Genomic DNA, 23,231 nt, shown 5'->3' on the forward strand with positions numbered 1-23,231 from the left:
GCCCGGATAGTAAGAGGGGGCGCTCCGCCGCGGCGGAGCGCCCCCTCTTTCACAACGAGATCACGGCCGCGGCAGCGAGGCCTCGATCAGTGCCGTCTGCTCGGCGTCGTGCATCTTGGCCGAGCCGACGGCCGGCGCGGCGGCGGCCGGGCGGGAGATCCGCCGCAGGCGCACACCCTCGAGGTGCTCGAGCAGGTTGAGCGCGACGAACGACCAGGCGCCCTGGTTGGCCGGCTCCTCCTGCACCCAGGCGTAGTCCTCGGCGTTCGGGAACTGGGCCAGGATCGCCTTGAGCTCCGCCACCGGCAACGGGTAGATCTGCTCCATCCGGATGATCGCCGTGTCGGTGATGCCGCGCTCGGCCCGGGCCTGGAACAGGTCGTAGTAGACCTTGCCCGAGCAGAGCAGGACCCGCTTGACCGAGCCGGCGTCCAGCGGCGTGCCGTTGACCCCGGCGTCGCCGATGACCGGCTGGAACGTGCCCTGCGTGAAGTCGGCGACCGACGACACCGCGAGCTTGTGGCGCAGCAGCGACTTGGGTGAGAAGACCACCAGCGGCTTGCGCTTGCTGGACAGGGCCTGGCGGCGCAGCAGGTGGAAGTAGTTCGCCGGGGTGGTCGGGTTGGCCACCCGCATGTTGTCCTGCGCGCAGAGCTGCAGGAACCGCTCGGGACGGCCCGACGAGTGGTCGGGGCCCTGGCCCTCCTGGCCGTGCGGGAGCAGCAGCACCAGCGACGATTTCTGGCCCCACTTCACCTCGCCGGAGGAGATGAACTCGTCGACGATCGACTGGGCGCCGTTGACGAAGTCGCCGAACTGGGCTTCCCAGAGGACCAGCGCCTCCGGGTTCTCCACCGAGTAGCCGTACTCGAAGCCCATCGCCGCGTACTCGCTGAGCAGCGAGTCGTGCACGAAGAAGCGGGCGTTGCCGGTGGCCAGGGTGGAGAGCGGCAGGAAGTCCTTGCCGGTCTTGGCGTCGACGACCGAGGCGTGCCGGGAGACGAACGTGCCGCGGCGCGAGTCCTGGCCGGCGAGCCGGACCGTGACGCCCTGGCTGAGCAGCGAGCCGAACGCGACCAGCTCGCCGAAGCCCCAGTCGATGCCGCCGTCGTTGCCCATCTTGGCCCGGCGCTCGAGCAGCTGCTGGACCCGCTTGTGCGGGGTGAAGCCCTCGGGCAGCTCGATGTGGGCCTGGCCGACCGAGCGGACCACTGCCGCGTCGACCGCGGTGTCGACCTCGGGCTCGGCCTCCTCGGAGATCACCCGCGGGCGCGGCGGCGTGCCGGCCGAGTCGCGGGTGGCCTTGAAGACCTGCTCCAGCTGGGACTGGTAGTCGCGCAGCTGCTCCTGAGCGCCGTCCACGGTGATGTCACCCCGGCCGATCAGCTCCTCGGTGTAGAGCTTGCGCACCGAGCGCTTGGTGTCGATGATCTCGTACATCCGCGGGTTGGTCATCGACGGGTCGTCGCCCTCGTTGTGACCGCGGCGGCGGTAGCAGACCAGGTCGATCACGACGTCCTTGTTGAACGCCTGGCGGTACTCGAAGGCCAGCTTGGCGACCCGCACGACGGCCTCGGGGTCGTCGCCGTTCACGTGGAAGATCGGCGCCTGGATCATCCGGGCGACGTCGGTCGAGTAGAGCGACGAGCGGCTGTACTCGGGCGCGGTGGTGAAGCCGACCTGGTTGTTGACGACCACGTGCACCGTGCCGCCGGTGCGGTAGCCGCGCAGCTGGGAGAGGTTGAGCGTCTCGGCCACCACGCCCTGCCCGGCGAACGCGGCGTCGCCGTGCACGAGCACCGGCAGCACCGTGTAGCCGTGCAGGCCGAGGTCGAGCCGGTCCTGCTTGGCCCGGACGATGCCCTCGAGCACCGGGTCGACCGCCTCCAGGTGGGAGGGGTTGGCGACCACGCTGACGGTCGTCGCGTGCTCGCCGTCGGGCGCCGTGTACTTGCCGGTCTGGCCCAGGTGGTACTTGACGTCGCCGGAGCCGTGGGCCGACTTCGGGTCCATCTGACCCTCGAACTCGTTGAAGATCTTCTCGTACGGCTTGCCGACGATGTTGGCCAGCACGTTCAGCCGGCCGCGGTGGGCCATGCCGATGACCATCTCGTCCAGCCCGGCCTCGGCCGACGACTCGAGCACCGCGTCGAGCAGCGGGATCAGCGACTCGCCGCCCTCGAGCGAGAACCGCTTCTGGCCGACGAACTTGGTCTGCAGGAAGGTCTCGAAGGCCTCGGCCGCGTTGAGCCGGTTGAGAATGTGCTTCTGCTCGTCCGCGTCGGGCTTCGTGTACTTGATCTCGATGCGGTCCTGGATCCAGCGCCGCTCCTCGGGGCCCTGGATGTGCATGTACTCGATGCCGACCCGGCGGCAGTACGTGTCGCGCAGGACGCCGAGCACGTCGCGCAGCTTCATCTTCTGCTTGCCGGCGAAGCCGCCGACCGGGAACGTCCGGTCGAGGTCCCACAGGGTCAGCCCGTGCTGGAGCACGTCGAGGTCGGGGTGGCGGCGGATCTCGAACTCGAGCGGGTCGGTGTCGGCCATGAGGTGGCCGCGCACGCGGTACGCGTGAATGAGCTCGACGACCCGGGCCGCCTTGTCGATCTGGCCCTCGGAGGTGTGCGCGACGTCGCGGACCCAGCGGACCGGCTCGTACGGGATGCGCAGCGACGTGAAGATCTCGTCGTAGAAGCCGTGGTCGCCGAGCAGGAACTCGTGCATGGCCTTGAGGAACTCGCCGGACTGCGCGCCCTGGATGACCCGGTGGTCGTACGTGCTGGTCAGCGTGGTGACCTTGCTGACCCCGAGGTCGGTGAGGGTCTCGTCGCTCATGCCGGAGTAGGGAGCGGGGTACTCCATGGCGCCGACGCCGATGATGGCGCTCTGGCCGGTCATCAGGCGGGGGATGGAGTGCACCGTGCCGATGCCGCCCGGGTTGGTCAGCGAGATCGTCGTGCCGGCGTAGTCGTCCATGGTCAGCTCGTTGCGGCGGGCGCGCCGGACCACGTCCTCGTACGCCTGCCAGAACTTGCGGAAGTCCATCTTCTCGCAGCCCTTGATGGACGGCACGACCAGCGTGCGGGAGCCGTCCTTCTTGGCGAGGTCGATGGCGATGCCGAGGTTGATGCTCTCCGGCTGCACCAGGGCGGGCTTGCCGTCGACCTGGGCGAACGAGTTGTTCATCTCCGGGTGCTTCATGACCGCGCGGACCAGCGCCCAGCCGATCAGGTGGGTGAAGCTGACCTTCCCGCCCCGGCCGCGCTGGAGGTGGTTGTTGATCACGATGCGGTTGTCGACCATGAGCTTGGCCGGGACCGTGCGCACCGATGTGGCGGTCGGCACCTCCAGCGAGGCCGACATGTTCTGTACGATCTTGGCAGCGACACCGCGGAGCGTGGTGGTCTTGGCACCCTCGGACGCCTTGCCGTTGGCCTCGGCCGGAGCCGGCTTGGGCGCCGGCTTGGCCTCCGGTTTCGGGGCGGGCTTCTCCTGGGCCGGAGCCGCGGCGGGAACAGTCGGCTTGACGGGGGCCACGGTGGTGGCGGCCGGTGCGTCGGTGCCGGCGCGCTTGGCGCTGGCGGTGGCGTTCGCCGCGGTCGCCTCGTCGGGCGTCACGATCGAACCCGTGGCCATCGCCGGCTTGTAGTCGGCGAAGAAGTCGTGCCATGCGGGGTCGACGCTGGTGGGGTCGGCCAGGTAACGCTGGTACATCTCGTCGACGATCCACTCGTTGGGACCGAAGTCCGCGAGTGGGTTCTCATGAGAGGTCTGCTGGGTCGACACTTCCGTGTTCGCCTCTTTCACCATGTTTGTCAGCACGCGACTGTTTCCGTCACATGGGACGGGAAGGATTCGGCATCCAGGCTACGCCGTCCCTAGAGGCGAACTGTCCCCACGTCGGTTGTGTGACGCCCTTTCCTCAAGAGATGTCGCGACGCTTGGTGATCAATGTGCCGATGATTCCGGTAATGGCGGCGTAGCCGATCAGCACGGCGGCACCGACCCATCGCGGAGGGTTACCCGGCAGGTCGGTTCCGGAAATCATCAGTTGCGAGGCGGTGGTCGGCACGAGCACCTGAAGCTTGTTGATCCACTCGGCCACCCACTGGCTGAGCAGGAAGAACACCAGCTGCAGGGCCGCGCTGCCGACCACGTAGGAGATGGCCAGGACCAGTGTGGCCGCGATCTGGCTGCGGATCAGCACGCCCACGCCGACGCCGAGGATCGCCCACAGCACGAAGGCCAGCGCGTTGAGCCCGATCGCCCGCCAGACGTCGGCCGAGCCGAGCTGCGTGGGCACGTCGAGGTTCGACATGATCGGTGGTACGACGATCAGGTTGATCACCGTCGTCAGCAGCCACACGATCAGGCCCACCACGATCGCGGCGCCGAACTTGGCCAGGATGACCGATTCCCGCCGCGGCGTGGTCAGGAACGTGGTAGTGGCCGTCAGATGGAAGAACTCGCTCGTCACGATGATCGCGGCGAGCAGCACCACGATCAGGATGCCGAAGTACTGACCGCTCGTGTACATCGTGGTGGCCACGTTGACCGGCTCGAGCGCGGCCTGCACCTGCTCGGCCTGCACGTCGCTCGCGCCCTCGGTGGTGGCGGGGTCGGTGGTGGCGAACGTGGCCCAGTTGGCCAGCACGCTCGCCGCGTACAACGGCACCAGGACGATGCCGAGGATCCACCAGATCGAGGTGGTGCGGACCTTGAACAGTTCCGCGTTGACCAGGCCGAGACTCATCGGATTCCAGCCTTTCCGGCCGTCAGCTGCAGGAACACCTGTTCGAGATCGCCGCGCTCGGTGGCCAGCTCGTGCAGCTCGACCGAGGCGGTGAAGGCGGCGTGGCCGATCGCGGCCGCTTCGGCGCCGACGACCATGAGGGAGCCGTCGGACTGCTCGGTGGCGGTCGCGTTCAGCTCGGAGAGGGCGGCCTTGAGCTCGGCCGCCTGCGGGGTGCGGACCCGGACGTGCGCGCCCGTGCCCATCGTGCCCAGCACCTCGTCGACCGGGCCCTGCCGGATCAGCTTGCCGGCCGCCACGATCACCACGTCGTCGGCCAGCAGCTGCATCTCGCCCAGCAGGTGGCTGGAGACCAGCACCGTCCGCCCCTCGGAGGCCAGCGCCTTGAGCAGGTCGCGCATCCAGCGGATGCCCTCGGGGTCGAGGCCGTTGGCCGGCTCGTCGAGGATCAGCACGCGCGGGTCGCCGAGCAGGGCCGCGGCGATGCCGAGCCGCTGGCGCATGCCCAGCGAGTAGCCCTTGAACTTGCGGTTGGCGGCCGGGGTGAGCCCGACGATCGTCAGCACCTCGTCGGCCCGGCTGTCCGGCAGGCCGGCCGCGCGGCAGATCATCCGCAGGTGGTTGCGCCCGGTGCGGCCGCGGTGGGCGCTGGACGCCTCGAGCACCGCGCCGACGTGCTTGAGCGGGTCGTGCAGGTCGACGTATTTCGTGCCGCCGAAGGTGGCCTGGCCGGAAGTCGGCGTGACCAGGCCGAGCAGCATGCGCAGCGTCGTGGTCTTGCCCGCGCCGTTGGGACCGAGGAAGCCGGTCACGCGGCCGGTGCGGACGCTGAACGAGAGATCGTCCACCGCACGTAGACGTTTGTACTGCTTCGTGAGGTGCTCGACGACGATCTCGTCGGTGCTCATCGAAATCCTTTCCGAGGGCTGGGAGAGGTCAACCTACTAAACCGTGGCGATCCATGTGGCCCGTGCCGTGGCGATCCGGTCACCCTCCGGCCCGTACACGGTGGAGCCGACCAGCGCCTTGCGGCCGCTGAACTCGACCGCGGCGCCCACGACGACGCAGGTCGTGCCCGGTTCGGGGAGGGCGGCCACCTCGGCCGCGATCCGGCCCAGCACGTACGTCCGCCCGTTGATCAGGGCCGCCCATCCGCCGGGACAATCGAGCGCGGCCCAGACCACCGGAAGATCCGCCTCTTCGGGCACGGACCAGGGTGCGGCCGTACGCCCGTTCGGCAGCGGCCCGGAGAAGATGCGCAGCCCGTCGGGGCGCGCGGTGCCGCAGACGTAGCACGTGGGGAACGGATGCGCCGTGAAACCGGGGTACGACCGCGACGCCTCCTCCGCCTCCGCGAGCCCGGCCGGCGCCACCGCCGCAAGCCCCGGGTCCACCTCGGCCAGAGACGCCACGAGCGTGTCGCCGTCGAGCACCGAGCCGCCGTCGAGCCGCAGCTGCGTCTCAAACGGTGGCGGCACCCGCAGGGTCACCTCGTAGACCGGCCCACCCACCCGCGCACCCGCCGCGACCGCGAAGGCCCCGGCCGACCAACCACCGTTCCCTGTGCCCGGTGGACCGTTGTAACGAGCAGGAATGTGCATGCGAGGAAGGCTCGCACAAGCCGTTCATTTTGTGGCCATGAATCGCCACCTGGACCGACATTCCATCGGCAGGTGTCACCCTTACACAGATCACATGGCCGTATTACTTACCGCCGCCGCCCCCACCGGGACCAGCGGCTACACCCTGCTCATCGCCGACGACCCCGAGCAGGTCGCCGCCGCGCAGCGGCTGCGACACGACGTCTTCGCGGGCGAGCTCGGCGCCCGTCTCCCCGCCTCCGCCGACGGGCGCGACGTCGACGAGTTCGACGAGTTCTGCGACCACCTGATCGTGCGCGACGACGCGTCCGGCGCGGTGGTCGGCACCTACCGGATGCTTCCCCCGAAGGCCGCCGAGCGCGCCGGCCGCCGCTACGGCGACGGCGAGTTCGACCTGGCCGGCCTGCGGCCCCTGCGCGACCAGCTGGTCGAGACCGGCCGCTCCTGCGTGCACCCCGACCACCGCAGCGGTGCGGTCGTCAACCTGATGTGGGCCGGCATCGCCCGCTACCTGCACCTGAACAACCTGCGCTGGCTCGGCGGCTGCGCCTCGGTGCCGCTCGACGACGGCGGCGTCACCGCGGCCGGCGTGTGGGCCCGGGTGCGCGGCAAGCACCTCTCACCGCCCGCCCTGCGGGTCACGCCGCGCCGGCCCTGGCTGGCCGGGACCGATCTCGAAGGCGACCCCAAGGTGCAGCCGCCGGCGCTGCTCAAGGGCTATCTGCGGATCGGCAGCTGGGTCTGCGGCGAGCCGGCCTACGACCCCGACTTCAACTGCGCCGACTTCTACGTGCTGTTCTCCATGGACCGGCTGGACCCGCGGTACCGCCGCCACTTCCTCGGAGCGACCCGATGATCGCCCTCTGGCAGCCGGTGTCCGGGTGCACCGCGCTGTGCCGTGACGGGCTCGACCGGCGGGTGCTTCCCGGTGCCGGATTTCTGCGCATGGTCACGCTGGCCGGCGTACTCCTCAGCGGTCTCTTGCTCGTGCCTGTCCTGCGGGGAGTCGCGCTGCGGACCCTGGCCCGCACGATGCTCGCGGTCCTGGGCATCAAGGTCGTCCGGCAGGGACCGGCGGTGAGGCCGGGCAGCCTGATCGTGGCCAACCACGTCTCCTGGCTGGACATCCTGGTGCTGACCGCGTCGGCGCCGGTCCGTCTGGTGGCCAAGGGCGAGGTCGGCGCGTGGCCGGGCATCGGCGCGCTGGCCGGCCTCTCCGGCGCGATCTTCATCGACCGCTCCCGTCCGAAGGCGCTGCCGGGCACGGTGGCCGAGGTGACCGCGGCGCTGCGGTCGGGCCGGACGGTCGCGGCCTTCCCCGAGGGCACCACCTATTGCGGCGCCAACCAGGGCGCTTTCCGGCCGGCGCTGTTCCAGGCCGCGATCGACGCCGGCGCCCCGGTGGTGCCGGCCTCGCTCGTCTACGACTCGACGGCGGCCGCCTTCATCGGTGACGACACGCTGTGGGATTCCGTACGCCGGGTCGCCGCTCTCAAGAAGTTGACCGTTACCCTCGTGACCGCGCCCGCGTTGCGTCCCGCCGCCGGAGCCGACCGCAAGGTGCTCGCCCGCGCCGCGCAGTCCTCGCTCCGCGTCTCCGGCTACCGCCTGGCGGCCTAAGCAGGCTTTCAGAAAACTTTCAGCCGCCGTGCAGGCCAGTCGCAGCGGACTGATAAATACTGGGTGTCATGGCCGTTCAGACCCAGCCCAAGCAGGCCGAGGCGAAACTGCTCGTCGTCGAGGACGACGCGAACATCCTCGAGCTGCTTTCCGCCAGCCTCCGATTCGCCGGCTTCGACGTGAGCACCGCGATGAGCGGCAGCGCGGCGGTCAGCGCGGCGAAGAACTCCACCCCCGACCTCGTCGTCCTCGACGTGATGCTGCCCGACCTCGACGGTTTCGAGGTCATCCGGCTCATGCGCGAGGGCGGCCAGCGTACCCCCGTGGTCTTCCTGACCGCCCGGGACGGCACGGACGACAAGATCCGCGGCCTCACCCTGGGCGGCGACGACTACGTCACCAAGCCGTTCAGCCTCGAGGAGCTCACCGCCCGCATCCGGGCGGTGCTGCGCCGCACGACGCAGGGCGACGAGGAGCCGTCGCGCCTGGTCTTCGCCGACCTCGAGCTCGACGAGGAGACCCACGAGGTCTACCGCGCCGGTCAGCGCGTGCAGCTCTCGCCGACCGAGTTCAAGCTCCTGCGCTACCTCATGCTCAACGCCAACCGGGTGCTCTCCAAGGCGCAGATCCTCGACCACGTCTGGAAATACGACTTCCGCGGTGACGACAACATCGTCGAGTCGTACATCTCGTACCTGCGCCGCAAGGTCGACAACGTGCAGCCGCGCCTGATCCACACGCTTCGCGGCGTCGGGTACGTGCTCCGCAAACCCGCCGTCTGAGCCGCGCCGTGACCCTCACCGAGCGGGTGCGCACCACGCTCCCGCTGCAGGGCAGCCTGCGCTCCGTCCCGCTGCGGGTCAAGCTGGTGGCCTCCGTGCTGACGCTGGTCTTCGCGGCGCTGGTCGCGATAAGCGCCGCGAGCACCTACGCCCTGCACAACTACCTGCTCAAGCGGGTCGACTCGTCGATCAGCGTCTACGCGGCCACGATCTCCCGGCTCCGCTACGCCACCAAGATCCCGGTGCCGGCCGACTTCTACGTCTCGCTCAGCTCGGTCAGTGGTGTGCGTGACGCCGACGGCGTCGCCGCCGGCGACGACAAGCTGGGCGAGCAGGACTTCCCGCCGCTGGTCAAGGGCCTCGACGACATCAACGCGGTGCTCGGTCAGCCGTACACGGTCAAGTCGCCGAACGGCAAGGTGGAGTGGCGTGTGCTGGTCGTCGTCGACAGCAGCGGCGCCGTGCTCCAGGTGGCCGAGAAGCTCTCGGTGATCAAGCAGGCGGTCAGCCAGCTGCTCTGGGTCGACCTGCTGGTCGGCGTGGGCGTGCTGATCGCGCTCGCCTCGGTCGGCGCCGCCCTGGTCCGGCAGAGCCTGATCCCGCTGCACCAGATCGAGCGCACCGCGGCCGCGATCGGCGCCGGCGACCTCACCCAGCGCGTCCCCGACCCCGAGGGGCACGGCGGGCCACCCACGACCGAGCTGGGCCGGCTCTCCCGGGCCCTCAACGCCATGCTCGCGCAGATCGAGGCGGCCTTCACCGCTCGCGCCGAGTCGGAGGCGGCGGCCCGCGCGGCCGAGTCGGTGGCCAACGAGGCGGCCGAGGCGGCCCAGCATTCCGAGTCGCGGGCCGTGCGCTCCGAGGGCAAGATGCGGCAGTTCGTGGCCGACGCGTCGCACGAGCTGCGCACGCCGCTGACCACCATCCGCGGCTTCGCCGAGCTCTACCGCCAGGGCGCGGTCACCGACCCCGAGGACGTCGCCAAGCTGGTGCGCCGCATCGAGGACGAGGCGGCCCGGATGGGCCTGCTCGTCGAGGATCTGCTGCTGCTGGCCCGCCTCGACCGGGAGCGGCCGCTCAACCTGGCCCCGGTCGAGCTGCCGGTGCTGGCGCTCGACGCGGTCGAGGCCGCACAGGCCACCGCGCCCGAGCGCACCATCGAGCTCGAGGTCCGCGACAGCGCCGAGAGCCTGGTCGTCAGCGGCGACGACGCCCGGCTGCGCCAGGTGATCGGCAACCTGATGACCAACGCCCTGGTGCACACGCCGCCGGAGGCGACGGTGACCCTGCGGGTCTACGCGGAGCCGGACGGCCGGGCGTCGTTCGAGGTGTCGGACACCGGGCCGGGGCTGACCGAGAATCAGAAGGCGCACATCTTCGAGCGGTTCTACCGGGTGGACGAGGCGCGCACGCGCAACACCCAGCGGGCGGCCACCGGGACGGGTCTGGGGCTGGCCATCGTGGCGGCGATCGTCAGGTCGCACCAAGGAACCGTCGAGGTGATCTCGGAATCGGGACAGGGTGCCACCTTCAAGGTGACTTTGCCTACGCTAAATCCGGATAAAGGCTTCACAGAAAACATCCAGGCCTAACACAGGTCGGTACGAGCGCGACGGGGCAAGGTTGTGGGCATGAACGAGAACGAGACCGACCCGCGACCCGCGGACGCCTCCTCTGAGAGCAGCAGCCCGGAGCGGGGACAGTCTGAGGAGCCGACGGCCGCGCAGCCCGTCGTTCCCCCGGCCGCGCCGCAGACCCCCCAGTGGGGCCCGCCGGCCGCTGCCCCGCAGTCCGGCGTTCCCCAGTCCGGCGCGCCCGTTGCTCCCCAGTCCGGCCCGCCCCAGTCCGGCCCGCCCCAGTCCGGCCCGCCCCAGTCCGGCCAGCCCCAGTCCGGCCCGCCCCAGTGGCAGCAGCCGTCGCCCTGGCAGCAGCATCCCGGCTACCAGCACCCGGGCTACCCGCAGCAGCCCTACGGCCAGCCGCAGCAGCCGCAGTCGCCCTATGCGCAGCAGTCGGCCTACGCCGGCACGCCCGGCGCCTGGGCTCCCGCCGGCAGCACCACGCAGACGCAGCCCCAGATCGGCGCCGCCGAGGGCCAGGCCTGGGGCGAGGGCCAGACCTGGGTCTCCGACGGGCAGCCGGCCTGGGCCGCGCCCGTCGACCAGCAGCAGCGGCCGCGCAACACCCGGGGCCGCAAGATCCTGATCGCCGGCGCCGCGGCCGTGCTGATCGCGCTCGGCGCCGGCGGCGTCGGCGCCGCGACCGCGCTCGCCTTCGACGACGACAGCTCGTCGCCCGCGGTGCAGACCGGCAACTCGTCGGTCACCAAGGTGGTCGACCGCTCGTCGCTCGCCTCGATCGCCTCGGCCGTGCAGGACAGCGTCGTCTCGATCACCACCGGCAGCGGTGAGGGCTCCGGCGTCGTGCTGTCCAAGGACGGCTACATCGTCACCAACAACCACGTGGTGGCCACCGCGCAGGGCGACAACGTCACCGTGATCTTCGCCGACGGCAAGAAGTCGTCGGCCACGATCGTCGGCACCGACGAGCGGACCGACCTGGCCGTGGTCAAGGTGTCCGGCCTGTCCGACCTCAAGCCCGCCACCTTCGGCAGCAGCGCCAAGATGCAGGTCGGCGACACCGTCCTCGCCATCGGCAGCCCGCTCGGCCTGGAGGGCTCGGTCACCGCCGGCATCATCAGCGCCAAGGACCGCACCATCCAGTCCAGCAGCGAGGACGAGCAGCAGCAGAGCCCGTTCGGCGGCCAGAGCCAGCAGCAGTCGGGCTCCAGCACGACGATGTCCGGCCTGCTGCAGACCGACGCGCCGATCAACCCCGGCAACTCGGGCGGCGCCCTGGTCAACACCAGCGGCGAGGTCATCGGCATCAACTCGGCGATCGCCACCCAGGGCGGCAGCAGCGGCAACATCGGCCTCGGCTTCGCCATCCCGAGCGACAAGGCCAAGCAGGTCGCGGAGGACCTGATGGCCGGCAAGAAGGTCAGCCACCCGGCGCTCGGCGTCAGCGTGGCCGACGCGGAGAACGGCGGCGCCCTGGTCAGCCAGGTCACCGCGGGCAGCGCGGCGGCCAAGGCCGGCCTCCAGCAGGGCGACGTCATCACCTCGGCCGACGGCAAGGCCATCGGCGACTCCGACGACCTGGTCGCCGCGGTCCAGGGCGGCTCGGTCGGTCAGCAGATGTCCCTGGAATACACGAGGGACGGCGCCAAGAAGACGGTCACGGTCACGCTGACCGAGTCCAAGTAGACCAGCAGTTCCCTCCCGCTACGGCGGGCGGCGCGGCAAGGGGGTTGCCGCACCGCCCGCCGTACGTTTGTCCGGTGTCATTCTCCGATTACGGGAAAACGCCGCAATTCGGTACGTGGGTCTCGCCTTCCGCCACCCGGACGGCCTAATCTGCCATTCGCCATCGCCCATGCGGCGACACCGAGGCAGTGAGAGGCGCGCCCTTCCGTGACGTCGTACGTCGAAAGCTCGGCAAATGTCTGGGAGGCCGTGGCCGGGCGCGCCCCGGGTGAGTCCGGCGACCCGGGTCTCTGGGGCGCCGTCGTCGACCGCCTCAACCCGTCCCGGGCCCGGCCGGTGCTCCGCGCCGGCATCGAGGCCGTGCAGCTCGCCGACGCCCGCGGCGGTGACTATCTCCTGCTGCGCTCGCCCGACGACGGCACCCGCGCCGGATATCTGCGCCTCACCGGCGAGGAGTGGCAGCTCGCCCTGCTGATGGACGGCGAGAACACGGTCACCCGGCTGGTCGCCGAGTTCGCGCGGATCGCCGGGCGGCTCGCCCCCGACCAGGTCCGCCGGGTGGTGGCCGACCTGGCCGCCCACCGCATGCTCGACGAGCTGCCGATGGACGCGTTCCGCCCGCTCGAGGAGATCGGGCGCCGGCCGCTGCCCTCGCCCGCCGCCGCCGGGCCCCGCCTGCTCACCTTCGACGCCGACGGCCTGTTCCTCACCCTCTACCGGGCCGGCGGCCGCTTCCTCTTCGGCCGGGGCGCCGGCATCGCGGTCGGCGCGCTCTCGGTGATCGGCCTGGCCCTGTTCGCCGTCACCTGGGCCCGCGGCAGCCGGTCGCTGTTCCTGGCCGGCGACTCCTACCTGCTCGGCGCGATCGTGCTCCTGCTGCTCAACCTGGTCGTGGTCGGGGTGCGCGAGCTCGGGCGGGCCCTGGCCGTCAAGGCCACGGGGCGCGAGGTCCCGGCGGCCGGCCTGCTCGTGTCGTACGGAATCCCCTCGCTCTTCGTCGAGACCAGCGACGTGTGGATGGCCGGTCGCCGCGCCCGTCTGCTCGCCGCCGCCGCCGGTCCGGCCGGCACGCTGCTGCTGGCCGGCGCCGCCCAGCTCGCCGGCCTGGCCGCGCCGCCGCTGGCCGGGCTCACGTTCAAGCTCGCCTTCCTCTGCTATCTGAGCCTGTTCTTCCAGCTCAGCCCGCTGCTGCGGCGCGACGGCCAGCAGCTGCTGACCGACTGGACCGAGATTCCGCAGCTGCGCGACCGGGCGCTGGCCTGGCTCGGTGGCCGGCTGCGCGGGCGCTCGCCGGGCTGGAAGGCGCTCGACCGCGAGGGGCGCCTGATCGCGCTCTACGGTTATCTCGCCGTGGCCTGGATCGCGTTCGCGCTCGTCCTGGCCTATCGGCTCTGGATCGACCGGGTGTCCGGCGCGGCCACCGGCCTGTGGCACTCCGGGCCGCTCGGCGCGCTGCTCCTCCTGCTGATCATGATCGGCGTGGCCGGTCCGGTCGTCTTCCTGATGGCCGGCAAGGCCGCCCGCCGGCTGGCCGCCTCCCGGCTGCGCCGCGCCGAGAACGACCGGGAGGCCGACAGCCCGCGCCGGCTCGCCGCGCTGCGCGCCTCCGAGCTCGGCGGCCTGCCCGAGCCGGCGTTGCAGGGCCTGGCCGCCCGGGCCCGCTGGGTGCACCCGCCGAAAGGGCGCCAGGTCGTGCTCTCCGGCGGCTCGCAACAGGCCGTGTTCGTCGTCGTCGAGGGTGCCCTCGAGGCCCGCAGCCCCGGCGACCCGCCCGGCACGATCCGCCACCACGTCGGCCCCGGCGCCGTCGTCGGCCTGGTCAACGCGCTGACCGGCCGGTCGACCCAGCTCGACTGGCACACCGCCGGCACCACGCTGCTCTCCGTGCCCACCGCGACCGTGGCCACGGTGGTCGGGCCGCTGCCCGGCCCGCCGCCGCAGGACCGGGCCGAGGCCGAGGCGCTGTTCGCCGACACCCCGGCGCTGGCCGGCCTCGCCGTCGACCAGCGGCTCGCCCTGATCGCCTCGGCCCACCCGGTCGACCTCGACCCCGGCGCGCCGGTCATCCTGCCCGGGCCCACCCACGCGGTGGTCGTCGAGTCCGGCGTCATCGCCCTGCCCGACGGCATGGAGCTGCGCCGGGGCACGCTGGTCGGCCCGGTCGGCGACGGCAGCCCCGGCATGGTGGCCCAGTCGCGCACGCCGGTGCGGCTCTGGGTGCTGCCGGACGCCTCCGACCTGCCACCCCTGGTCGGCGCCACCCACCGGCCCGGCTCCGAGATGCCCGTCGTCACCGTGCGGGGCTTCCTGAGCTCCGGCGCCCGGGGCGCCTACCCGCCCCTCGCCGTGCCGCCCGGCCCGCCCGAACAGGAGGGCGACCCCGCGGCCGACCAGCGCTTCGAGCGCGGGCTGCGGTGGGCCACCGTGCTGGTGCTGACCGGCGCGCTGTTCTTCGCCGGCCTCAACTTCAAGGCCGGCCCCGCGTGGGCCGAGATGCCCTCCGACCAGCTGCTGCTGACGGTCGGCGCCGGGGGAGTGACCGCGACCTTCGACGGCGAGGAGCAGGCCCTCCAGGCGGGCGCCTCCCGCCACATCGACCAGGGCGAGACCGTCGACGTGCCGGCCGGCTCGTCGGCCGATCTGATCTTCCCGGGCGGCGCGTCGGCGCGGGTCTGCGGCGGCAGCAAGGTCGGCATCGGCGGCCTGCACGTCGACGGCGGCCGGCACCGGGCGCCGGTGGCCATGCTCTCGCTGCAGAGCGGCCGGCTGCTCGCCGGCACCGGCAGCACGAGCGGCGCCTTCCAGCCGCTCGCCCTCACCGTCGACCGCAGCGAGGGCCGGGTCACCAACAGTGGCGCCGCCTGGTTCGCGGTCGAGCCGGCGACGGTCACCGTCTCGTCGGGCAAGGTCGCCGTCGATGGGGCGGCCGCGGCCGCGACCGGCGCGCAGCTGGCCTGCAAGGACGGTGCCCCGGTGGCCCCGCCGGAGGAGAGCGCCCCGGCCCCGTCCGAGTCGGAGGAGTCCACACCGGCCGACGAGCCCTCGACCGCTCCAAGCACTTCCGCCTCGCCGAGCGCTACTGTAGTCACACCGTCACAGACCGATGATCCCGTCGAGACCACCGAGCCCGAGGCGCCCGCCGGCCCGACGGAGACGACCACCACCGCCACCACCCGGCCGGCGACCACCGCGCCGCCCACCACGACGTCGCCGACCGTCCGCCCCACGACACCCCGGCCACCGACCACGCCGCCGACGACTCCGAGGACGACGCCGCCGACCACCCCGCCGACGACTCCCGCGACGACGCCGCCGACCACGCCGGACGTGCCCGAGGCGACGGAGAGCAGCGGGTAGCCCACACAGGAGGCCCGATGCTCTGCTGGTTCTGCGCCGAAGCCGCCCGCGCCACCTGCCGCTTCTGCGGCCGCGGCGTCTGCGCCGACCACGCCCGGTTCGGGCCGTACATCCTTCAGGTGAACCGGTCCGAGAGCCGGCGCCGGGCCGAGGCGCTCGTCGTCGACGACGCGGTGCAATGCGGCTCCTGCCGGCCTCGTCCACACGCGGTGGCGATGCCGGAGCTGGACTGATGGCCCTATGGTGCAGTAATGGCTAAGTTCGGCAGCGACGACCTGGGCCCGTGGTCCGAGTTCGGCACGGTGGCGGGCATGGTCGCGACCCAGAACGGGCAGGACCTCTCGGCGTCCACCGAGGTGCACACGGGCCTGGGCGACAACCCCGACCTCGACAACCTTCCGGCCGTCACGGGTTTCGGCGACGCCCCGCTCGTGCCCGACTCCCCTCTCGTGCTCGACGACGCGATCGGTGAGGCGGTGCGGGAGACGGCCGAGGCCGTACGGGAGCTGGAACCCCCCGACGGCTACGACAACCAGGTCGACGCCGACGGCGACGGCACCCTCGACGAGGCCACCTACCGCGGCCGGGCCGACGGCGGCGTCGACATCCTGGTCGACCTCAACGACGACGGCCGCACCGACTTCATCGGCGTCGACCTCGACCTCGACAACCGCGTCGACTTCGCCGGCTACGACAAGGACCACGACGGCGATTTCGAGAAACGGATGTACGACGACGACGGCGACGGCTTCCTCGACCGCGCCGTCTGGACCGAGGGCAGCTGACGTACGGCCGGACGGTTCCGGCCGATCAGCGGAACTGCCTTCGGAGGTCACTCCTCGTTGGACAGGGCACCATCGGGTGCTCCGTTCACGTGTGGGAAGGCAGACAGGGTGAAGAAGAGGTTCTTCGTGGCGGCGGCGGCCGCGGCGTCAATGCTGGGCTTCGCGGTGGCCACGCCGGCGCAGGCGGCCGAGGCGCCGGTGTACTTCAGCCGGATCTACTACGACTCGCCGGGCAAGGACACCCGCAGCAACGCCAGCCTGAACGCCGAATGGTTCCGGCTGACCAACAGCACCAAGAAGACTATCCAGCTGAAGAACTTCACCGTCCGCGACGCGGCCAACCACGTCTACAAGTTCGGCGCCTACGCCCTGGCCCCCGGCAAGTCGGTGGTCGTGCACACCGGCAAGGGCACCGCCGGCAAGCCGTCGGCTGTGGACCGCTACTGGGGCTCCGGCAACTACATCTGGAACAACACCGGCGACACCGCGACTCTGCGCAACCCGGCCGGCAAGACCATCAACACCTGCAAGTTCGGCAAGGGCGTAGCCACCAACTGCTGATCAGGACAACACCCCCGCGCCACTCTCACCGGCGCGGGGGCTCGGCCCGGGCCGCCCGCCGCCACCGCTCGATCTCCGCCTCGTGAGAGCCCGTCGCGGTGGCGGCCGGCACCGCGCCGCCGTCATCCGCGAGGCGGATCAACGGCCAGGCCGGAGCCCCGTCGCGGCCGTCGTAGGCGTGCCAGTCCCAGAGACTGTCGAACCGCCAGGCCCGGCCGGCCGCGTCGGCCACATCCTCGCCGGGCTCCAGAAAGGCGTACGGGCGAAAGACCAACTTGATCTCCCGCGGGATGTCGTCGTCCGGGTTGAAGCCGTACCCCTGCTCGAAGATCTCAGGGTCTTCGGTCACGCCGCGGCGCAGCACGACGATCTCGAGGGACGGGCGGGGGAGCCGGCCGGTCTCGAGCGGCGGATCGAAACGCTGCACCTCGATCACGTGGACGACGGTGGGTGGAATGCCGACCCGGCACCGCGCGCCGGTGTGGAGCTTGTCCGCGGCGGGCTCCGTCTCGAACAGACCGGGCGGCTCAGGCCCGCGGATGCACATAAGTGGGCCCGTTATGCCCAGAGCTGATTCGCCGACAGGGGAATCGCTGGGAGAGTGGGCACTCCTGCGTAAAGCTTTAAGGCGTCGAACGGCCGGTCGAGTGACAGGCCCCCAGACGGATGCGAGAGGGTGTTGTCATGAGTGTTGACGAGTTGATTATGCGGGCCGGCGGCGCATCCTTCGACGACCAGGTGTTCGAGCGGCTCCTGCGCGAGCGGATCATCTTCCTGGGCAGCGAGGTCAACGACGAGGTGACCAACCGGATCTGCGCCCAGCTGCTGCTGCTCGCCTCGGCCGACAGCGAGAAGGACATCGCGCTCTACATCAACTCGCCGGGCGGCTCGATCAGCGCCGGCATGGCGGTGTACGACACGATGCAGTACATCAAGAACGACGTGGCGACGATCGCGATGGGCATGGCGGCCTCGATGGGCCAGTTCCTGCTGTGCGCGGGCACGCCGGGCAAGCGGTACGCGCTGCCGCACGCGCGGATCATGATGCACCAGCTCTCCGGCGGCATCGGCGGCACCGCGGCCGACATCGCCATCCAGGCCGAGAGCATGCTGCACATCAAGCAGACGATGAACGAGCGCATCGCCTTCCACACCGGGCACACCCCGGAGGAGATCGAGCGCGACTCCGACCGTGACCGCTGGTTCACGGCCGAGCAGGCCCAGCAGTACGGGCTGATCGACCACGTGATCAGCCGGGCCAACCAGGTGAACGCGAGCGGCGCTCCGATCTCCTGACCTGCGCAGATGCGGGCACGCGACCGATGGTCGCGTGCCCGTTGTGTGTTTCCTGAGGGTTCGGGGTAGAGAACTGTCATCCCCCGAATCGCTCAAGGAGGTGCTGACGTGAGGATCCCGACGTTCTCCCGCCAGACCGAGACCGATACCACGGAGACTCCCGCCCAGCCGGCCGCTACCTCCCCCGTACGGCCGCGGCGTGACCCCGACGCCACCGCCGATCTTCCGGCGGCTCCGGCGAAGGCGGAGCCCACCACGGCGGAGCGCAAGCTCGCACCCCCGCCGCCCCCTCCTTCGGTGGGCCGCCCCACCGGCAGCGCCGTCGTCGACCGGACGCCCCCGCGCCGCGTCGACCGCGACGAGCCGCCCACCCTCGAGCAGAAGACCGTCACCGCGGAGCAGAAGAAGGTTGCCGCGGAGCCTGAGAACACGCCGGTCGTCCCCGCCGGGCCGAAGCCGCGGGCCAGCCTGCTGGCCACCCTCGGCCTGATCCTGGGTGTGGCCTCCGTCTTCCTGGTGCTGTCGGGCCCGCTGCTGGGCTACGGCATCGGCGTGGCCGGCCTGGCCCTGATCCTGTCGCTGAGCGGCATCCACGCCACCGGCAAGCGGCACGTCGCCGGCAAGTCGGACGCCCTGCTCGGCATGATCTTCTCGCTCGGCGCGATCGTGCTCGGCATCCTGGCCCTGACCGGCTCGCTGAACTGGCTGGGCACCGACATGCAGCCCGTGAACAATTTTCGCGAGTGGCTTGATGCACAGTTTGTCGACCGTTTCTGACGGGTAAGTAACTGTTGCGGCCAGCAATGAAGCCGGGCGCACCCCTCGGAACCGGGACGGGGTCACCACCCCTCCCGCCCCGAAAAACCCGGCGGTTCGCCGGCACTCATTCACCCTCCGCGGGCGGCCTGGTTCAGGCCGCCCGCGAGGTGTTTTCGCCCCAGCGCAACGATTCGACGCCGGAGCGCCTGAGCACGCAATGATCGAAAGCCAGGCGCATGGTTGAACCAGGGCATCGTGCGGGGTGGCGGCTCTAGCGTTTCAGCCATGAACACCACGGCCTCGCCGCGCCGCTACCTGATGTGCCGGCCCACCCACTTCGCCGTCACCTATCGGATCAATCCGTGGATGGATCCCACGGCGCCCTATGACAACGCGCTCGCCGTCCGCCAGTGGGAGAGCCTGCGGCAGACGTACCTCGACCTGGGGCACACCGTCGAGCTGATCGACCCGCTGCCGGGCCTGCCCGACATGGTGTTCTCGGCCAACGGCGCGACCGTGGTCGACGGCCGGGTGCTGGCCGTGCAGTTCCGCGACGCCGAGCGGGCCGACGAGGCCCCGGCGTACGCGTCCTGGTTCCGTGAGCGCGGCTTCACCGTCATCGAGCCGAAGCACACGAACGAGGGCGAGGGCGACATCCTGCTCGCCGGCGACGTGCTGCTGGCCGGCACCGGTTTCCGCACGTCGCACGCCTCGCACGCCGAGACGCAGGAGGCCCTTCAGCGCCCGGTCATCACGCTTCAGCTGGTCGACCCGGCGTATTACCACCTCGACACGGCGCTCTGCGTGCTCGACGACACCAACATCGCGTACCTGCCGTCCGCCTTCTCGCCCGGCTCGCAGGCCGTGCTGCGGCAGCTCTACCCGCACGCGGTGATCGCCAATGCGGAGGACGCGGCCGTTCTCGGCCTCAACGCGGTCAGCGACGGCCGTACCGTGGTTCTGCCGGAACAGGCCACTCATCTCGCCGGTGCGCTGCGCGCCGCCGGCTACCAGACCGTCGGGGTCGATGTCTCCGAGCTTCGCAAGGCCGGCGGCGGTCCCAAGTGCTGCACCTTGGAGGTACGGGCATGACCACCGTTGACCAGCGCACGCCGGCCGAGCTCGCCGAGGCCGAGCGGTACACCGCGCACAACTATCACCCGCTGCCCGTCGTGGTGGCCGAGGGCGAGGGCGCCTGGGTCACCGACGTCGACGGCCGCCGCTACCTCGACTTCCTGGCCGGATATTCGGCGCTGAACTTCGGCCACCGCCACCCGGAGCTGATCGCGGCCGCGCACGCCCAGCTCGACCGGGTCACGCTGACCAGCCGGGCCTTCGTGCACGACCAGTTCGCCGCGTTCTGCCGCTCGCTGGCCGAGCTGTGCGGCAAGGAGCTGGTGCTGCCGATGAACACCGGCGCCGAGGCCGTCGAGACCGCGATCAAGGTGGCCCGCAAGTGGGGCTACCAGGTCAAGGGCGTCGAGAACGAGCGCGCCGAGATCATCGTGGCCGCGGACAACTTCCACGGCCGGACGACCACGATCGTCAGCTTCTCGACCGACCCGGAGGCGCGGGCCGACTTCGGGCCGTACACCCCGGGCTTCGTCGTGGTGCCGTACGGCGACCTGGTGGCGCTGGCCGCCGCGGTCACGCCGAACACGGTGGCCGTGCTGCTGGAGCCGATCCAGGGCGAGGCCGGCGTGCTCGTGCCGCCGACCGGCTATTTCGCGGGCGTCCGCGAGCTGTGCACCGCGCAGAACGTGCTGATGATCGCCGACGAAATCCAGTCGGGGCTGGGCCGCACCGGCCGCACCTTCGCGATCGAGCACGAGGGCGTCGTCCCCGACATGTATGTGCTCGGCAAGGCGCTCGGCGGCGGCATCGTGCCGGTCTCGGCCGTGGCCGCCGACCGGGACGTGCTGGGCGTGCTCAAGCCGGGCGAGCACGGCTCGACCTTCGGCGGCAACCCGCTGGCCTGCGCGGTCGGCCACGAGGTGGTGCGCCTGCTGGCCACCGGCGAGTTCCAGAAGCGCTCGGCCGAGCTCGGTGAGCGCCTGCACGCACGGTTGGGCGAGCTCGTCGGGCGCGGCCTCGTCGCCGTTCGGGGAAGGGGTCTGTGGGCCGGTGTCGACCTCGACCCCGCGCTGATGACCGGCCGCCGCGCCTGCGAGCTGCTGGCCGAGCGCGGTGTGCTGGCCAAGGACACGCACGGTTCGACGATCCGGCTGGCGCCGCCGCTGGTCGTCACCGAGGCCGAGATCGACCACGCGGTGGACCAGCTGGCGGCCATCCTGGCCGAAGCGGTCTAACGCTCGAACTTGCGCAGGGCCATCGTCGGCGCCTCGCCCATCACCGACTGGGGCTGGGCGACGCCGCCGGTGGCCCACATGCTGGCCCGGCCCACGTTGACGTTGGCGTAGAGCTCCACCACGTCCTCCGGGCCGAGCGTGCGGGTCTCGCCGCGGCGCAGGGTGAGCCGGGTGTCGTCGTCGGCCGAGCCGCCGGGGCGCACGCCGCTGCCGTTGGTGCTCACGTCCTGCACGGTCAGCGTGCCGTCGGGGCGCAGCGTGAACTTCACGTGGCCGCGGCTGATCCACTTTCGGGCGTCGTCGGTGAGCCACTGGCCGAGCATGACGCCGCTGCCCTCGGGGGCGCGGCCGACCACCACGGGCTCGTCGGTCGAGACCACGAACCGGCGCCGGATGACGCCGTCGATGCGCACGGAGAGCACCTCGACCGCCGCCCGCTGACCGGCGTCCTTGAGCCGGGCGCCGTGCCGGGGGCAGGTCGGCACGCCGCCGCGCAGTGCCGGCGGCGGCTGCGAGACGGGGCTGGTGAAGGTGCGCATGTCGGCGAAGAAGCTGTCCGGGTCGCCCCCGCTGCCGTAGCTCGCGCAGTTCGGCTCGGGGCAGCTCCACACCCGGGCCAGCAGCCGGTCGCCCATCGCGGAGCGCTCGGGCGGGCGCGGCGGCTCGTTGCGGCCGACCCGGGGGACGAGCACGGTGGTGCCGCCCTCGCCGGCGACCGCGGCCAGCAGACGGCCCGGCTCGTCGACCCAGGGGTAGCGCTCGCGCTCGCGATCGGCCCGGCTGCGGGTGAGCACCGGAACGCCGAGCAGGTCGGCCGCCTCGAAGACGCGGCCGTCGAGCTGCGGAACCACCTCGACCTTGCCGTCGTCCGCCCACCGGCGGATGACCATTCGCTCGTTCGAGGTCAGATCGGTGTCGGAAAGAAGACCGCGCGGCACCACCACGTAGACCGGGACGTTTTCCTCGGCGAAGCGCAGCCCGAGCGCGTCGAGGACCAGGCCCAGCCGCACCGAGCTGGCCGGACGGCCGCCGTCGAGGTCCGCGTAACGGATGATCTCCGACATGTCGACCACGGCGCGCGCGAGGGCGGGGTCGGTGGTGAGCCGGGCCTCGATGGCGTCGAGGACCTTGCTGATCTCGAATCTCACGGGTCCTCCCGAGGGGTGAGCGGTTTCTGCCACGGCAATCATGCCGCGTGCGCTCCGGAGGCGGGCGTCACACCCCTGGGCTACCGTGTCAGCCGTCCGCTCGCACCATCGACGCGGTTGATATTGACACATGGACGGGGAGCCCGATGACGAGTATTCGACGGCCGGCCATCGCCGGTCTGACCCTGGCCGCGGTCCTGGTGGCCGGCGGTTGCAGTGGTGACAGCAAGACCGACACCAAGGGCGCGTCTCCGGCCGGGGACACGACGGTCAGCGCGGCACCGCCCGCGACCACGGCTCCCGCGTCCGCCTCCGAGGAGCTCACGCAGGCGTACGCCAAATTCAGCGACACCCCGGTGAAGTTCGAGCTGGCCTCCGCCGCCGGCATCGCCGGCACCGGCGCCATCGACGCGAAGACGAAATCGTCCGAGATGACCACCGATCTCGCCTCGGCCGGCAGCATGGTGACCCGGCAGATCGGCAAGGACCTGTACGTCAAGACCGAGGGCCAGGTCGGCGACGCGATCGGCGCCACGGCGGGCAAGTGGATGCACATCGACGTGTCCCAGGTGCCCGACAGCAGCCCGATCAGCATCAAGAACACCGACCCGGCCAACACCGCGAAACTGATCACCACCGCCTCCGAGGTGACCAAGACCGGTGATCACACGTTCAAGGGCACGCTCGACATGACCAAGTCGGCCACCGCCAACGCGACGATGCTCAAGGCGCTCGGCGCCAAGGCCAAGGCGGTGCCGTTCACGGCCGAGACCGACGCCGAGGGCCGGCTCACGAAGCTCTCGATGGCGCTCGAGTCGATCGCGCCCGGTGCCGGTGAGATGACGGCGACCTATTCGAACTGGGGCGAGCCGGTTAATGTCGCCAAGCCCGCCGCCGGTGAGGTCGTCGAGATGCCGGCCAAGTTCCGCAAGGCCATGGGCGCCTGACCTGGTCCTGTTTGTCCGGAACGACCTTCGGGCATTGATGCCGGTGT

20 protein-coding genes are annotated in these 23,231 nt (G+C 71.2%); 14 read left to right on the forward strand and 6 right to left on the reverse strand.

The window, feature by feature from the left end:
• Window positions 1–60 precede the first annotated feature (60 nt).
• The 4 genes from CRP55_RS04130 to CRP55_RS04145 form a co-directional block, all read right to left on the reverse strand.
• Complete coding sequence (locus CRP55_RS04130; RefSeq protein WP_097318733.1) at window positions 61–3,786, reverse strand: multifunctional oxoglutarate decarboxylase/oxoglutarate dehydrogenase thiamine pyrophosphate-binding subunit/dihydrolipoyllysine-residue succinyltransferase subunit; 3,726 nt, start codon at window positions 3,784–3,786, stop codon at window positions 61–63.
• 136 nt (window positions 3,787–3,922) lie between these two features.
• A complete protein-coding gene (locus CRP55_RS04135) occupies window positions 3,923–4,753 on the reverse strand; it encodes a DUF2705 family protein (protein WP_097318061.1) in 831 nt (276 codons plus the stop codon).
• On the reverse strand, window positions 4,750–5,661 hold the full coding sequence (locus CRP55_RS04140) for an ABC transporter ATP-binding protein (protein ID WP_097318062.1): 912 nt from the start codon (window positions 5,659–5,661) through the stop codon (window positions 4,750–4,752). Before CRP55_RS04140 ends, CRP55_RS04135 begins: the two co-directional genes overlap by 4 nt.
• Window positions 5,662–5,697: 36 nt before the next feature.
• Entirely contained in the window at window positions 5,698–6,354 is a 657-nt protein-coding gene (locus CRP55_RS04145; protein ID WP_097318063.1) for a hypothetical protein, read from the reverse strand.
• 94 nt (window positions 6,355–6,448) lie between these two features.
• On the opposite strand from CRP55_RS04145, the gene CRP55_RS04150 reads away from it, so the two are divergent.
• The 9 genes from CRP55_RS04150 to CRP55_RS04190 all read left to right on the forward strand — a co-directional run bounded on the left by CRP55_RS04150 (window position 6,449) and on the right by CRP55_RS04190 (window position 16,725).
• Window positions 6,449–7,210 carry a GNAT family N-acetyltransferase gene (locus CRP55_RS04150; RefSeq protein ID WP_097318064.1) on the forward strand — a complete coding sequence of 254 codons (762 nt, stop codon included), beginning with the start codon at window positions 6,449–6,451 and terminating at the stop codon, window positions 7,208–7,210.
• Window positions 7,207–7,974 carry a lysophospholipid acyltransferase family protein gene (locus tag CRP55_RS04155; RefSeq protein WP_097318065.1) on the forward strand — a complete coding sequence of 256 codons (768 nt, stop codon included), beginning with the start codon at window positions 7,207–7,209 and terminating at the stop codon, window positions 7,972–7,974. The genes CRP55_RS04150 and CRP55_RS04155 overlap by 4 nt, the downstream gene beginning before the upstream one ends.
• Before the next feature lie 68 nt (window positions 7,975–8,042).
• A complete protein-coding gene (locus tag CRP55_RS04160) occupies window positions 8,043–8,756 on the forward strand; it encodes a response regulator transcription factor (protein ID WP_097318066.1) in 714 nt (237 codons plus the stop codon).
• A gap of 26 nt (window positions 8,757–8,782) precedes the next feature.
• On the forward strand, window positions 8,783–10,348 hold the full coding sequence (locus CRP55_RS04165; protein WP_438865763.1) for a sensor histidine kinase: 1,566 nt from the start codon (window positions 8,783–8,785) through the stop codon (window positions 10,346–10,348).
• Window positions 10,349–10,387: 39 nt separating this feature from the next.
• Window positions 10,388–12,022: a trypsin-like peptidase domain-containing protein gene (locus CRP55_RS04170; RefSeq protein ID WP_097318068.1), complete on the forward strand. Its 1,635-nt coding sequence runs from the start codon at window positions 10,388–10,390 to the stop codon at window positions 12,020–12,022.
• Between the two features lie 207 nt (window positions 12,023–12,229).
• The gene (locus tag CRP55_RS04175) at window positions 12,230–15,379 is read left to right on the forward strand and encodes a cyclic nucleotide-binding protein (RefSeq protein WP_097318069.1); all 3,150 of its coding nucleotides are present in this window, start codon (window positions 12,230–12,232) and stop codon (window positions 15,377–15,379) included.
• Between the two features lie 17 nt (window positions 15,380–15,396).
• Window positions 15,397–15,612, forward strand: coding sequence for a hypothetical protein (locus CRP55_RS04180; RefSeq protein WP_097318070.1), 216 nt, complete (start codon window positions 15,397–15,399; stop codon window positions 15,610–15,612).
• Between the two features lie 18 nt (window positions 15,613–15,630).
• Window positions 15,631–16,164 (forward strand): hypothetical protein, encoded by a 534-nt coding sequence (locus tag CRP55_RS04185; protein ID WP_097318071.1) that lies wholly within the window; start codon window positions 15,631–15,633, stop codon window positions 16,162–16,164.
• Between the two features lie 108 nt (window positions 16,165–16,272).
• Window positions 16,273–16,725 carry a lamin tail domain-containing protein gene (locus tag CRP55_RS04190; RefSeq protein ID WP_245922767.1) on the forward strand — a complete coding sequence of 151 codons (453 nt, stop codon included), beginning with the start codon at window positions 16,273–16,275 and terminating at the stop codon, window positions 16,723–16,725.
• Window positions 16,726–16,750: 25 nt separating this feature from the next.
• On the opposite strand, the gene CRP55_RS04195 is transcribed toward CRP55_RS04190, so the two are convergent.
• Window positions 16,751–17,161, reverse strand: a complete 411-nt coding sequence (locus CRP55_RS04195) for a DsbA family protein (RefSeq protein WP_143234397.1) — start codon at window positions 17,159–17,161, stop codon at window positions 16,751–16,753.
• Between the two features lie 248 nt (window positions 17,162–17,409).
• On the opposite strand from CRP55_RS04195, the gene CRP55_RS04200 reads away from it, so the two are divergent.
• From CRP55_RS04200 to rocD, 4 genes are all read left to right on the forward strand, one after another.
• On the forward strand, window positions 17,410–18,021 hold the full coding sequence (locus CRP55_RS04200) for an ATP-dependent Clp protease proteolytic subunit (RefSeq protein ID WP_097318074.1): 612 nt from the start codon (window positions 17,410–17,412) through the stop codon (window positions 18,019–18,021).
• Between the two features lie 108 nt (window positions 18,022–18,129).
• Complete coding sequence (locus CRP55_RS04205; protein ID WP_097318075.1) at window positions 18,130–18,798, forward strand: hypothetical protein; 669 nt, start codon at window positions 18,130–18,132, stop codon at window positions 18,796–18,798.
• Window positions 18,799–19,065: 267 nt separating this feature from the next.
• Complete coding sequence (ddaH, locus tag CRP55_RS04210; RefSeq protein WP_097318076.1) at window positions 19,066–19,872, forward strand: dimethylargininase; 807 nt, start codon at window positions 19,066–19,068, stop codon at window positions 19,870–19,872.
• Window positions 19,869–21,089: an ornithine--oxo-acid transaminase gene (rocD, locus tag CRP55_RS04215; RefSeq protein ID WP_097318077.1), complete on the forward strand. Its 1,221-nt coding sequence runs from the start codon at window positions 19,869–19,871 to the stop codon at window positions 21,087–21,089. Before ddaH ends, rocD begins: the two co-directional genes overlap by 4 nt.
• Here rocD and CRP55_RS04220 read toward each other — a convergent pair.
• Entirely contained in the window at window positions 21,086–22,237 is a 1,152-nt protein-coding gene (locus tag CRP55_RS04220; RefSeq protein ID WP_097318078.1) for an FHA domain-containing protein, read from the reverse strand. The genes rocD and CRP55_RS04220 overlap by 4 nt on opposite strands.
• 146 nt (window positions 22,238–22,383) lie before the next feature.
• Between CRP55_RS04220 and CRP55_RS04225 the strand changes: the two genes are divergently transcribed.
• A complete protein-coding gene (locus CRP55_RS04225; RefSeq protein ID WP_097318079.1) occupies window positions 22,384–23,184 on the forward strand; it encodes a hypothetical protein in 801 nt (266 codons plus the stop codon).
• Window positions 23,185–23,231 lie beyond the last annotated feature (47 nt).

The organism is Paractinoplanes atraurantiacus (assembly GCF_900215205.1).
Classification (GTDB): Bacteria; Actinomycetota; Actinomycetes; order Mycobacteriales; family Micromonosporaceae; genus Actinoplanes; species Actinoplanes atraurantiacus.